This is a genomic window from Winogradskyella sp. SYSU M77433 (genome assembly GCF_029911945.1).
Lineage (GTDB): Bacteria > Bacteroidota > Bacteroidia > Flavobacteriales > Flavobacteriaceae > Winogradskyella.
On the sequence record NZ_JARYTG010000010.1, the window covers coordinates 75780 to 88196 of the forward strand.

Sequence of the window (12417 nt, forward strand, 5' to 3'; positions counted from 1 at the left end):
CCTTATACGTCTTATAAAGTTACAGCTTCACCACCAGCAGCTTCAATAGCAGCTTTTGCCGTAGCAGTAAATTTATGAGCTGTTACAGTTAATTTTGCTTTTAACTCACCTCTACCTAATACTTTAACTAGATCATTTTTTCCAGCTAAACCTAAAGATACAAGAGTTTCAAAATCAACAGTGTCCTTTATTTTCTTATCATCTACTAACTGTTGTAACGTGTCAATGTTTACACCTTGATATTCTACACGGTTAATATTGGTAAAACCAAATTTAGGAACACGTCTTTGTATTGGCATCTGTCCACCTTCAAATCCTATTTTCTTAGAATATCCAGAACGAGACTTAGCACCTTTGTGTCCTCTTGTAGCGGTACCACCTTTACCAGATCCTTGACCACGACCAACTCGTTTACCTTGATTTTTTACTGAACCTTCTGCAGGTTTTAAATTACTTAAATCCATTGTTAAGTTTATATTTTTAAGCTTCTTCTACAGAAACTAAATGTTCAACTTTCTTAACCATACCAAGGATATTTGGTGTGGCATCGTGCTCTACAACTTGACCAATCTTTCTAAGACCTAAAGCTTCTAATGTTAGCTTTTGGTTCTTTGTGCGATTGATAGCACTTTTTACTTTAGTTACTTTAATTTTTGCCATCTTATCCTATCGATTATCCGTTAAATACTTTTTCAAGTGAAATTCCACGTTCTCTAGCTACAGATTTAGCATCTCTTAATTGTAACAATGCATCAAAAGTAGCTTTTACTACGTTGTGAGGGTTAGATGAACCTTGAGACTTAGATAATACATCGTGTACACCTACAGCTTCAAGAACAGTTCTAACAGCTCCACCAGCAATAACTCCTGTACCAGGTGCAGCTGGGATGATGTTTACTCTAGCTCCACCGTACTTACCTTTTTGCTCGTGAGGTAAAGTTCCTTTTAAAATAGGAATTTTTACTAAGTTTTTCTTAGCGTCCTCAACAGCTTTAGCGATTGCAGTAGCTACATCTTTAGACTTTCCTAAACCATGGCCAACAACACCAGCTTCGTCACCTACAACAACAATAGCAGAAAAACCAAAAGCTCTACCACCTTTTGTTACTTTAGTCACACGCTGTACACCTACTAAACGGTCTTTTAAATCTAATCCGCCTGGTTTTACTAATTCTGCGTTTTTATATTTTTGATACATAATGTCTTAAAATTTAAGTCCTGCTTCTCTAGCACCTTCTGCTAATGATTTTACTCTTCCGTGATATAAGTAACCACCTCTATCAAAAGAGATCGTTTCAATACCAGCTTTCATAGCTTTTTCTGCAACTGATTTACCTACTAAAGCAGCAATTTCAGTTTTGTTTCCTTTAGATGACGCTATGTCTTTGTCTCTTGATGATGCAGCAGCAATAGTTTCACCAGTTACATCATTCACGACTTGAGCATAAATTTCTTTATTACTTCTAAAAACAGTTAATCTAGGTCTAGCTTCTGTACCAGAAACTACCTTACGGATTCTGCTTTTAATTCTTAATCTTCTTTCGTTCTTTGTCAATGCCATAACTTACTTATTAAGCTGATTTACCTGCTTTTCTTCTAATTTCTTCACCAACAAACTTAATACCTTTTCCTTTGTAAGGTTCTGGCTTACGGAAACCACGGATTTTCGCAGCTACTTGACCAACCAATTGCTTGTCATGAGATGTTAATTTAACGATTGGATTTTTACCTTTTTCAGTAACTGTCTCTACCTTTACCTCTGGAGCAATGTCCATAACGATATTGTGAGAAAATCCTATTGCTAAATCTAATTTATTTCCTTGATTAGATGCTCTATAACCTACACCTACTAATTCTAATTGTTTAGTAAATCCGTTAGATACACCTTCTATCATATTAGCAATTAGCGCTCTGTATAGACCGTGTTTTGCTCTGTGATCTTTCTTATCAGAAGGACGCTCTAATGTAATAGTACCGTCTTCTAATTTTATTTCAACATCTGAATACTCTTGAGTTAATTCACCTAATTTACCTTTAGCGGTAATTACGTTGTCTTTAATCTCAACTGTAACGCCTTCAGGAACTGTTATTGGGTTTTTACCTATTCTTGACATAATTTCCTGTTTTTAGTATACGTAACATAATACTTCGCCACCAACGTTTTCTCTTTGCGCTTGTTTACCTGTCATAACTCCATGAGAAGTAGAAACAATTGCGATACCAAGACCATTTAAGATTCTTGGCATTTCGTTAGCACCAGCGTACTTACGTAAACCTGGTTTACTGATTCTTTGAATTTTTTTGATGACAGATTCTTTAGTTTCTTTACTGTACTTCAAAGCTATTTTGATAGTGCCTTGAGCAGTAGAATCGTCAAACTTGTAACTTAAGATATATCCTTGCTCGAATAAGATCTTAGTTATCTCTTTTTTTAAGTTAGAAGCAGGAATCTCTACCACTCTGTGGTTTGCATTCACAGCATTTCTAACTCGCGTTAAATAATCCGCTATTGGATCTGTGTACATAATTTTAAATTTTGGAAAATGGTTTTCGAAACTCTCGAACCTAAATTCCGATTATACAATAGTTATATTGATAATTGTACAGAAGCTAATTCGCTTCCTCAATGTTACCAACTTGCTTTTTTAACCCCAGGAATTAACCCTTTGTTAGCCATTTCTCTAAACATAACACGAGAGATACCAAATTGTCTCATATAACCTTTTGGTCTTCCTGTAAGTTTACAACGGTTGTGCTTACGTATTGGTGATGCGTTTTTTGGTAACTTTTGTAATGCTTCGTAATCTCCAGCTTCTTTTAAAGCTTTTCTTTTTTCAGCATATTTAGCAACCATTTTTGCACGCTTCACCTCGCGAGCTTTCATTGATTCTTTAGCCATAATTAATTCTTTTTAAATGGTAATCCTAGTTCTGATAATAATGACTTAGCTTCCTTGTCTGTTTCAGCTGAAGTCACGAATGTAATATCCATACCAGAAATCTTATTTATTTTATCGATATCAATCTCTGGAAAAATAATCTGTTCTGTAATACCTAAGTTATAGTTTCCTCTACCATCAAAACCATTAGCTTTGATTCCGTTGAAATCTCTAACACGTGGTAAAGCAGAAGTAACCAAACGATCTAAGAATTCATACATTTGCTCTCCTCTCAAAGTTACTTTAGCACCAATTGGCATACCTTTACGTAACTTGAAAGATGCAACGTCTTTCTTAGATATTGTAGCTACAGCTTTCTGACCAGATATTTTTGTAAGTTCATCAACAGCGTGGTCAATTAACTTTTTATCTGCTACAGCTGCTCCCACACCTCTAGATAAAACTATCTTTTGAAGTTTAGGCACTTGCATCACATTATTATATCCAAATTCTTCTGTAAGAGCTGGAACAACTTTTTCCAAATACTCTTTTTTTAATCTTGCAACGTAAGCCATAATTAAATTACTTCATTAGATTTTTTAGAAAATCTTACTTTGTTATCTCCATCCATTCTATAGCCTACTCTTGTAGTTTCACCCTTACCTGTTAAAAGTGATAAGTTTGAGATATGAATAGATGCTTCCTTTTCTACAATACCACCTTGAGGATTTTGTGCACTTGGTTTAGTGTGTTTCTTCACCATGTTCACGCCTTCTACGATGGCTTTGTTTTTATCTTTAAATACTTTAAGTACTTTACCTTCTGATCCTTTATGATCTCCAGCTATTACTTTTACAGTATCTCCTGATTTTATTTTAAGCTTTGTCATCTTATTTATCAATTAAAGCACTTCTGGTGCTAATGATACAATTTTCATGAATTGTTTATCACGAAGTTCTCTAGCTACAGGACCAAATACACGAGTACCTCTCATTTCACCTTGTGGGTTTAATAATACACATGCATTGTCATCAAATCTGATGTAAGATCCATCTGGACGTCTTACTTCTTTAGCAGTACGGACAACAACAGCTGTAGATACAGCTCCTTTTTTAATGTTTCCGTTTGGAGTTGCATCTTTAACAGATACTACGATTTTGTCACCGACAGAAGCGTATCTCTTTTTTGTACCACCTAACACACGGATTGTTAATACTTCCTTTGCGCCAGTGTTATCAGCTACTTTTAATCTTGATTCTTGTTGTACCATAATTACTTCGCTCTTTCAATTATTTCTACTAATCTCCAACACTTAGATTTACTTAAAGGTCTTGTTTCCATGATCTTTACAGTATCACCTTCGTTGCAGTCATTTTTCTCATCGTGCGCAACATATTTCTTTGTTTTTAACACGAACTTTCCATACATAGGGTGCTTTACTTTCTTTACTTCAGACACAACAATAGATTTCTCCATTTTGTTGCTTGTAACCACTCCTATACGTTCTTTTCTTAAATTTCTTTTTTCCATCTTTCAGCAGAATACAATTATTGTTCGTCTCTTTTAGTTAACTCTGTTGCCAATCTTGCTACAGTACGTCTTATAGTACGTAATTGGATTGGATTTTCTAAAGGAGAAACTGTGTGAGCCATTTTAAGGTCTGCGTAACTCTTTTGTGTCTCACTAAGTTTTTCTTGTAACTCAGCTGTAGAAAGCTGTTTAATTTCTGATTGCTTCATAATTTCTTTTATTAAGCTTCGTAATCTCTAGCTATGATAAACTTAGTTTTAACTGGAAGTTTTTGTGCTGCCAAACGTAAAGCTTCTTGAGCTGTATCTAATGGCACTCCACTTATTTCAAATAAGATACGTCCTGGTTTTACAACAGCTGCCCAGTATTCTACAGCACCTTTACCTTTACCCATACGTACTTCAAGAGGTTTCTTTGTGATAGGCTTGTCTGGAAATATTTTAATCCATAACGAACCTTCTCTTTTCATATAACGAGTTGCGGCAATACGTGCAGCTTCAATTTGACGAGAAGTTATAAAAGCAGAGTCTAAGGATTTAATACCGAAAGTTCCATTTGATAACAAATGTCCTCTTCCAGAGTTTCCTTTCATACGACCTTTTTGCTGCTTACGAAATTTTGTTCTTTTAGGCTGTAACATTTTTTCTGTTCTTTAAAAAATTACTTTCTACGACGAGATTTATTATTATTTCCTCGTCCTCCACCTTTTCCTTGCTTTTTAGAAAGACCAACTAATGGAGAGAGTTCTCTCTTACCATATACTTCACCTTTCATAATCCACACTTTTACACCCAATCTACCATAAGTAGTATGAGCTTCAACAAGAGCATAATCTATATCTGCTCTAAATGTAGATAATGGAATCCTTCCTTCTTTATAGTGCTCTGAACGTGCCATTTCAGCACCGTTTAAACGACCACTAATTTGAACTTTGATTCCTTCAGCATTCATACGCATTGCAGCAGCGATAGCCATTTTTATTGCACGTCTGTAAGAAATTCGGCTTTCTATTTGACGAGCAATACTTGCTGCTACTAAATGTGCATCTAGTTCAGGTCTCTTAATCTCAAAGATGTTCAATTGAACTTCTTTTCCTGTAATTTTCTTAAGCTCTTCTTTTAACTTATCTACCTCTTGACCACCTTTACCGATAATAATACCAGGTCTAGCAGTTGTGATAGTAACGGTTACAAGTTTAAGCGTGCGCTCAATAATTACTCTACTAACACTAGCTTTAGATAAACGAGCATGGATATACTTACGGATTTTATCGTCCTCAGCAAGTTTATCTCCATAATCATTTCCGCCATACCAGTTAGATTCCCATCCTCTGATAATTCCTAAGCGATTTCCGATTGGATTTGTCTTTTGTCCCATATCTCTATCTTAGCTTTGTGTTTTATTTAATGCATCTACTACCACTGTTACATGGTTAGATCTTTTTCTAATTCTATGTGCTCTACCTTGAGGAGCTGGACGCAATCTCTTTAACATAGATCCTCCGTCTACTCTAATTTCTTTAATAAATAAATTAGCTTCCTCTACATCAGCATCTTCATTTTTTGCTTGCCAATTTGCAATTGCAGACATTACAAGTTTTTCTAAACGACGAGATGCTTCCTTTTGGCTAAATCTAAGAATCTGAAGAGCTTTTTCTGCCTTCTCACCTCTAACTAAATCTGCTACTAAACGCATCTTTCTAGGTGAAGTAGGACAGTTATTAAGCTTAGCAAAAGCAACTTGCTTCTTCTCTGCCTTAATAGCTTCAGCCATTTGTTTTTTACGACTTCCCATGATTCTTATTTTTTACCTTTATTTTTAGCACCAGCGTGACCTCTAAATGATCTTGTTGGTGAAAATTCTCCTAATTTATGACCTACCATATTTTCAGTAACATATACTGGAACAAACTGACGACCATTGTGAACTGCTATTGTTTGCCCAACGAAATCCGGAGAAATCATTGAAGCTCTAGACCAAGTCTTAATAACCGTCTTCTTGTTTGAAGCTACATTTTCAGCAACTTTCTTCTCTAATTTATAATGGATATAAGGTCCTTTTTTTAATGAACGTGCCATACTATCTTAATTATTTCTTTCTACGTTCTACAATATACTTATTACTCGCTTTCGTCTTAGAACGTGTTCTATAACCTTTAGCAGGAATACCGTTTTTAGATCTTGGATGACCACCTGATGATCTTCCTTCACCACCACCCATTGGGTGATCTACCGGGTTCATTACTACTGGTCTTACTCTTGGACGTCTTCCTAACCATCTGCTTCTACCAGCTTTACCTGAAACTAATAATTGGTGATCTGAGTTAGACACTACTCCAATTGTAGCCATACAAGTTACTAGCACCATTCTAGTCTCACCAGAAGGTAATTTAATAGTAGCAAACTTTCCATCTCTTGCCATTAACTGAGCAAAAGCACCAGCACTACGTGCCATAACAGCACCTTGACCAGGACGTAACTCTATACAAGAAATAATTGTTCCTAATGGTATTTCACTTAATGGCATTGCATTTCCTATTTCAGGTGCGATACCACTTTCACCAGATACAATATTTTGCCCTACTTGTAAACCATTTTGAGCGATAACGTAACGTTTTTCACCATCTTGGTAATTTAGTAAAGCAATAAATGCTGTTCTGTTTGGATCATACTCTATAGACTTAACTTCAGCCGGAATACCAGCTTTGTTACGTTTAAAGTCTATAATACGATACTTTTTCTTATGACCACCACCTACATGGCGCATAGTCATTTTTCCTTGACTGTTTCTACCACCAGATCTTTTTTTCGGAGCAAGCAAGCTTTTCTCCGGCTTATCAGTAGTGATGGCGTCAAATCCATTTACTACTCTAAATCGCTGAGCTGATGTGATCGGTTTTAATTTTCTTACTGACATAAGTCTAATTACATGTTAGCGTATAAATCTATTGTCTCACCTTCCGCCAGTTGTACAATTGCTTTTTTAACAGCATTTGTTTTACCATGTTGAATACCCGTTTTTGTATAACGAGTTCTTCTTTCTGGACGGACATTTATAGTACGAACTTTTTCAACAGAAACACCATAAGCAGCTTCCACCGCTTTTTTGATTTCTACCTTGTTCGCCTTTGTATTCACTTCAAATGCATAAGCATTTAACAACTCACTTTGCATGGTTGCTTTTTCCGTGATAATAGGTTTTATTAAGATACTCATCTTGTTCTATTTACTTAAATTCGATTCAATTCCTTCTAATGCACCTTCTAAAAGAACAACTTTATTAGCGTTCATGATTTTATAAGTGCTTAATTCTGAGCTTGTTACAACTTCAGACCCTTTCAAATTGCGTGACGACAAATATACATTATTATTTGACTCACCCAACACAAACAGAGACTTTTTGTTTTCAATCTCTAATGCCTTCAAAATATCAGTGAAATTTTTTGTCTTTGGAGCATCGAAATCGAAATTTTCTAATACTACAATTGACTTATCATTTGCTTTGATACTTAATGCTGATTTACGTGCTAATCGTTTTAGGTTTTTGTTTAATTTAAAACCATAGTTTCTTGGTCTAGGACCAAACATACGACCACCACCTTTAAATACACCAGACTTAATAGAACCTGCACGAGCTGTACCAGTTCCTTTTTGTTTTTTAATCTTACGTGTACTTCCAGCAATCTCTCCTCTTTCTTTTGCCTTATGCGTTCCTTGTCTTTGATTAGCTAAGTATTGCTTAACATCTAAGTAAACTGCATGATTATTTGGCTCAATAGCAAACACTTCTTTAGAAAGCTCAGCTTTTCTACCAGTGTCTTTTCCTTTAATATCTAAAACTGCTACCTTCATTACTTCTCAATGATTACGTAAGAGTTTTTGTGACCAGGTACACAACCCTTTACAACTAGTAAGTTCTTTTCAGGAACTACTTTATAAACTCTTAAATTTTCTACTTTAACTGTTTGGCCACCCATTCTTCCGGCCATTTTCATTCCTTTGAATACTCTCGCAGGATAAGAAGCAGCACCGATAGAACCAGGAGCTCTTAAACGGTTATGCTGACCGTGAGTAGACTGACCTACACCACCAAAACCATGGCGCTTTACTACACCTTGAAAACCTTTACCTTTAGAGATTCCTGAAATATCAACGAATTCACCTTCGATAAACTGTTGAACAGTGATAGCATCACCTAATTTGTACTCCTCATCAAAACCTTTGAATTCAACAACTTTGCGTTTTACAGAAGTACCCGCTTTCTTAGCATGACCTAACTCAGCTTTAGTAGCGTTTTTTTCTGTCGCGTCATCGAAACCTAATTGAAGTGCTGAATAACCATCTACTTCTTCAGTTCTGACTTGGGTAACGATACATGGACCTGCTTCGATTACTGTACATGGAATGTTTTTTCCATTTTCATCAAAGATGCTGGTCATACCGATTTTTTTTCCAATTAACCCAGACATATTTATTAATTATTAATTATTACTATTTGTTATTTAAAACTCAAGGCTGAAAATACGTTTCAGCCTTGAATTGTATTTTTTCCGTTTTTCCCTCGCTCGCAGCTTAGGACATGTATTTGGCTTTTATTGAAAAAACCCTGTTCAAATTACACTTTGATCTCAACTTCAACTCCACTTGGTAATTCAAGCTTCATCAAAGCATCGATAGTCTTAGAAGACGAAGAGTAAATATCTAATAATCTCTTGTAAGAACTTAATTGAAATTGTTCTCTAGACTTCTTATTAACGTGTGGTGAACGTAATACAGTGAAAATCTTTTTGTGAGTTGGTAAAGGAATTGGACCTGTAACAACAGCACCTGTATTCTTTACAGTCTTTACAATCTTATCAGCAGACTTATCAACTAAATTATGATCGTAAGATTTTAATTTTATTCTAATTTTCTGACTCATTTTCTTTTAGTTTTAAGCTTCTACGCCTTTTGCTGCTTTGATTACTTCTTCTGCAATATTTTGAGGAGTTTCAGCATAGTGTGAAAATTCCATTGTTGATGTTGCTCTACCTGAAGATAATGTTCTTAATGTAGTTACATAACCAAACATTTCAGATAACGGTACAGTAGCTTTTACAGTTTTTGCACCTGCTCTATCACCCATATTACTTACTTGACCACGACGACGGTTTAAGTCACCTACGATATCACCCATATTTTCTTCTGGAGTAATAACTTCAAGTTTCATAATTGGTTCCATGATTACAGCTTTTGCAGCTTTTGCAGCAGCTTTAAATCCAAGTTTAGCAGCTAATTCGAACGATAACTGATCAGAATCCACATCGTGGTAAGAACCATCAGTTAAAGTAACTTTCATAGCGTCTACTTCATATCCAGCTAATGGACCATTTACCATTGCCATTTTGAATCCTTTCTCAATTGAAGGGATAAATTCTTTAGGAACGTTACCACCTTTAATTTCAGAAACAAATTCTAATCCTTCTTTTCCTTCTTCAGCAGGCTCTAGAGTAAATACGATATCTGCGAATTTACCACGTCCACCAGATTGTTTCTTATAAACTTCTCTGTGTTCTGCACGTCTAGTAATAGCCTCTTTGTACTCAACTTGTGGTTGACCTTGAGTAACTTCTACTTTAAATTCACGCTTTAAACGATCTACAATAATATCTAAATGAAGCTCACCCATACCAGATATAATTGTTTGACCAGAAGCCTCATCTGTTCTTGCTGTAAAAGTTGGATCCTCTTCAGCTAACTTAGCTAAAGCCATACCTAATTTATCAACATCTGCTTTAGTCTTTGGCTCAACAGCGATACCGATTACTGGATCTGGAAAGTCCATAGATTCTAAAACTATAGGGTGTTTTTCATCAGACATAGTATCACCTGTCTTAATATCTTTAAAACCTACAGCAGCACCAATATCACCAGCTTCAATAAAATCGATAGCGTTTTGCTTATTAGAGTGCATTTGGTAAATACGAGAGATACGCTCTTTTTTACCTGAACGGTTATTTAAGATATAAGAACCAGCATCTAAACGACCTGAATACGCTCTAAAGAAAGCTAAACGACCTACGAAAGGATCTGTAGCGATTTTAAAAGCTAAAGCCGCGAATGGCTCTTTTACATCTGGTCTTCTAAGCTCTTCTTTTTCAGTTTCAGGGTTAATTCCTGTAATACCTTCCTTATCTACTGGAGAAGGCAAGTAACGACAAACAGCGTCTAACAAGAACTGAACACCTTTGTTCTTAAATGCAGAACCACATATCATAGGAATGATAGACATATCCATTACAGCAGCTCTTAGTGCAGCGTGCACTTCTTCTTCTGTAATAGAATCTTCATCTTCCATGAATTTTTCTAAAAGATTTTCATCGTAAGCAGCAACTTCTTCGATCAACTGACCTCTTAATACAGCAGCTTCTTCTTTTAATTCTTCAGGGATATCAATAACATCAAAAGTTGCCCCTTGAGTTTCGTCATGCCAAACAATAGCACGGTTCTTAACTAAATCTACAATTCCTTTGAAATCAGCTTCATCACCAATATTCATTACGATTGGAACTGCGTTAGAACCTAACATATCTTTAACCTGTTGACAAACTGCCATAAAGTTAGATCCTTGACGGTCCATTTTATTTACGAAACCAATACGTGGTACTTTATAATTATCAGCAAGTCTCCAGTTAGTTTCAGATTGTGGCTCAACACCATCAACAGCACTAAATAAGAAAACTAAACCATCTAACACACGTAAAGAACGGTTCACCTCAACTGTAAAGTCAACGTGACCAGGAGTATCGATAATGTTAAAATTGTAATCCTTAGTTTCAGGTAATGGCTGTGCATTTTCCATAGGGAACTTCCATGTACAAGTAGTAGCAGCAGAAGTAATTGTAATACCTCTTTCTTGCTCTTGCTCCATCCAGTCCATAGTAGCAGCACCATCATGAACCTCACCAATTTTGTGAGATACACCTGTATAATAAAGGATACGCTCTGTAGTTGTTGTTTTACCTGCATCAATATGTGCAGCAATACCTATATTTCTTGTATATTTTAAATCTCTTTGTGCCATCTTTTATTAAAATCTAAAATGTGAGAATGCTTTATTTGCTTCAGCCATTTTATGAGTATCAACCCTTTTCTTAACGGCCGCACCTTCTTCTTTAGCTGCAGCTAATACTTCTGCAGCTAAACGTTGTGCCATAGATTTTTCGTTTCTTTTACGCGCATAGCCAATTAACCACTTCATTGCAGTTGAAACTTTACGGTCTGGACGAATTTGCATTGGAATCTGAAATGTAGCACCACCAACACGACGGCTACGCACTTCTACGTGAGGCATCACATTAGATAAAGCTTCTTTCCAAATTTCTAAAGCTGTTTTTTCGTCATCATTTTTTTTCTCCTCAACAATATCAATTGCATCGTAGAATACTTTAAAAGCTACAGACTTCTTACCATCCCACATCATCATGTTAACAAAACGAGTTACTAACTGATCGTTGAATCTTGGATCTGGTAAAAGCGGTCTTTTTTTCGCTGCTCTTTTTCTCATGTCTTCTTCTTAAAGTTTTTTAATTACTTTTTAGGGCGTTTTGCACCATACTTAGATCTACGTTGTGTTCTACCCGCAACACCTGCTGTGTCTAAAGCTCCACGAACGATGTGATATCTAACACCTGGTAAATCTTTTACCCTTCCACCTCTAACCAATACTATCGAGTGCTCTTGTAGGTTGTGACCTTCTCCACCGATGTATGCGTTAACCTCGTTTCCGTTTGTTAAACGAACCCTTGCTACCTTACGCATTGCTGAGTTTGGTTTTTTAGGTGTCGTTGTATAAACACGAGTACATACACCACGTCTCTGAGGACACGAATCTAAAGCAGCCGATTTACTCTTCTTGGTTATTTTGGCTCTTCCTTTTCGTACTAATTGTGAAATTGTTGGCATATATTTCTATATAAAAATTTGTTAACCCTCACTTTTGAGGGCTGCAAAGGTAGAAATTAAAATGAA

Annotated in this window: 24 protein-coding genes; all 24 read right to left on the minus strand. The window is 35.9% G+C overall.

The window, feature by feature from the left end; all coding sequences use genetic code 11:
- Positions 1-11 precede the first annotated feature (11 nt).
- The 24 genes from rplO to rpsL all read right to left on the minus strand — a co-directional run bounded on the left by rplO (position 12) and on the right by rpsL (position 12351).
- The gene (gene rplO, locus QGM60_RS17245) at positions 12-464 is read right to left on the minus strand and encodes a 50S ribosomal protein L15 (protein ID WP_281141502.1); all 453 of its coding nucleotides are present in this window, start codon (positions 462-464) and stop codon (positions 12-14) included.
- A gap of 16 nt (positions 465-480) precedes the next feature.
- On the minus strand, positions 481-660 hold the full coding sequence (rpmD, locus tag QGM60_RS17250) for a 50S ribosomal protein L30 (RefSeq protein ID WP_281141503.1): 180 nt from the start codon (positions 658-660) through the stop codon (positions 481-483).
- A 13-nt stretch (positions 661-673) separates the two neighbouring features.
- Entirely contained in the window at positions 674-1198 is a 525-nt protein-coding gene (rpsE, locus tag QGM60_RS17255) for a 30S ribosomal protein S5 (protein ID WP_281141504.1), read from the minus strand.
- Positions 1199-1204: 6 nt separating this feature from the next.
- On the minus strand, positions 1205-1561 hold the full coding sequence (gene rplR, locus QGM60_RS17260) for a 50S ribosomal protein L18 (RefSeq protein WP_281141505.1): 357 nt from the start codon (positions 1559-1561) through the stop codon (positions 1205-1207).
- 10 nt (positions 1562-1571) lie between these two features.
- Positions 1572-2114, minus strand: coding sequence for a 50S ribosomal protein L6 (gene rplF, locus QGM60_RS17265; RefSeq protein ID WP_281141506.1), 543 nt, complete (start codon positions 2112-2114; stop codon positions 1572-1574).
- Positions 2115-2126: 12 nt separating this feature from the next.
- Positions 2127-2525 carry a 30S ribosomal protein S8 gene (gene rpsH, locus QGM60_RS17270; RefSeq protein ID WP_281141507.1) on the minus strand — a complete coding sequence of 133 codons (399 nt, stop codon included), beginning with the start codon at positions 2523-2525 and terminating at the stop codon, positions 2127-2129.
- Positions 2526-2629: 104 nt separating this feature from the next.
- Positions 2630-2899: a 30S ribosomal protein S14 gene (rpsN, locus tag QGM60_RS17275; protein WP_188375182.1), complete on the minus strand. Its 270-nt coding sequence runs from the start codon at positions 2897-2899 to the stop codon at positions 2630-2632.
- Between the two features lie 2 nt (positions 2900-2901).
- On the minus strand, positions 2902-3453 hold the full coding sequence (gene rplE / locus QGM60_RS17280; RefSeq protein WP_281141508.1) for a 50S ribosomal protein L5: 552 nt from the start codon (positions 3451-3453) through the stop codon (positions 2902-2904).
- 2 nt (positions 3454-3455) lie between these two features.
- A complete protein-coding gene (rplX, locus tag QGM60_RS17285) occupies positions 3456-3767 on the minus strand; it encodes a 50S ribosomal protein L24 (RefSeq protein ID WP_281141509.1) in 312 nt (103 codons plus the stop codon).
- Positions 3768-3779: 12 nt separating this feature from the next.
- Positions 3780-4148, minus strand: a complete 369-nt coding sequence (rplN, locus tag QGM60_RS17290) for a 50S ribosomal protein L14 (protein WP_111685487.1) — start codon at positions 4146-4148, stop codon at positions 3780-3782.
- 2 nt (positions 4149-4150) lie between these two features.
- Entirely contained in the window at positions 4151-4408 is a 258-nt protein-coding gene (gene rpsQ / locus QGM60_RS17295) for a 30S ribosomal protein S17 (RefSeq protein ID WP_111685488.1), read from the minus strand.
- Positions 4409-4425: 17 nt separating this feature from the next.
- A complete protein-coding gene (rpmC, locus tag QGM60_RS17300) occupies positions 4426-4617 on the minus strand; it encodes a 50S ribosomal protein L29 (protein WP_281141510.1) in 192 nt (63 codons plus the stop codon).
- Between the two features lie 11 nt (positions 4618-4628).
- The gene (gene rplP, locus QGM60_RS17305) at positions 4629-5048 is read right to left on the minus strand and encodes a 50S ribosomal protein L16 (protein ID WP_281141511.1); all 420 of its coding nucleotides are present in this window, start codon (positions 5046-5048) and stop codon (positions 4629-4631) included.
- A 20-nt stretch (positions 5049-5068) separates the two neighbouring features.
- Complete coding sequence (rpsC, locus tag QGM60_RS17310) at positions 5069-5785, minus strand: 30S ribosomal protein S3 (protein WP_281141512.1); 717 nt, start codon at positions 5783-5785, stop codon at positions 5069-5071.
- Positions 5786-5794: 9 nt separating this feature from the next.
- Positions 5795-6202 carry a 50S ribosomal protein L22 gene (rplV, locus tag QGM60_RS17315; protein ID WP_281141513.1) on the minus strand — a complete coding sequence of 136 codons (408 nt, stop codon included), beginning with the start codon at positions 6200-6202 and terminating at the stop codon, positions 5795-5797.
- Between the two features lie 5 nt (positions 6203-6207).
- Positions 6208-6486 (minus strand): 30S ribosomal protein S19, encoded by a 279-nt coding sequence (gene rpsS, locus QGM60_RS17320; protein ID WP_008269180.1) that lies wholly within the window; start codon positions 6484-6486, stop codon positions 6208-6210.
- Positions 6487-6496: 10 nt separating this feature from the next.
- Entirely contained in the window at positions 6497-7324 is an 828-nt protein-coding gene (gene rplB / locus QGM60_RS17325; RefSeq protein WP_281141514.1) for a 50S ribosomal protein L2, read from the minus strand.
- Between the two features lie 8 nt (positions 7325-7332).
- Positions 7333-7623 (minus strand): 50S ribosomal protein L23, encoded by a 291-nt coding sequence (gene rplW, locus QGM60_RS17330; protein ID WP_281141515.1) that lies wholly within the window; start codon positions 7621-7623, stop codon positions 7333-7335.
- Between the two features lie 6 nt (positions 7624-7629).
- On the minus strand, positions 7630-8259 hold the full coding sequence (gene rplD / locus QGM60_RS17335) for a 50S ribosomal protein L4 (protein ID WP_281141516.1): 630 nt from the start codon (positions 8257-8259) through the stop codon (positions 7630-7632).
- On the minus strand, positions 8259-8876 hold the full coding sequence (gene rplC, locus QGM60_RS17340; RefSeq protein ID WP_281141517.1) for a 50S ribosomal protein L3: 618 nt from the start codon (positions 8874-8876) through the stop codon (positions 8259-8261). Before rplC ends, rplD begins: the two co-directional genes overlap by 1 nt.
- 146 nt (positions 8877-9022) lie before the next feature.
- Entirely contained in the window at positions 9023-9328 is a 306-nt protein-coding gene (gene rpsJ, locus QGM60_RS17345) for a 30S ribosomal protein S10 (RefSeq protein ID WP_155089970.1), read from the minus strand.
- Between the two features lie 12 nt (positions 9329-9340).
- Positions 9341-11470, minus strand: a complete 2130-nt coding sequence (gene fusA / locus QGM60_RS17350) for an elongation factor G (RefSeq protein WP_281141518.1) — start codon at positions 11468-11470, stop codon at positions 9341-9343.
- A 6-nt stretch (positions 11471-11476) separates the two neighbouring features.
- Complete coding sequence (gene rpsG, locus QGM60_RS17355; protein WP_281141519.1) at positions 11477-11953, minus strand: 30S ribosomal protein S7; 477 nt, start codon at positions 11951-11953, stop codon at positions 11477-11479.
- Positions 11954-11976: 23 nt separating this feature from the next.
- Positions 11977-12351 (minus strand): 30S ribosomal protein S12, encoded by a 375-nt coding sequence (gene rpsL, locus QGM60_RS17360; protein WP_008269190.1) that lies wholly within the window; start codon positions 12349-12351, stop codon positions 11977-11979.
- Between the last annotated feature and the right edge of the window lie 66 nt (positions 12352-12417).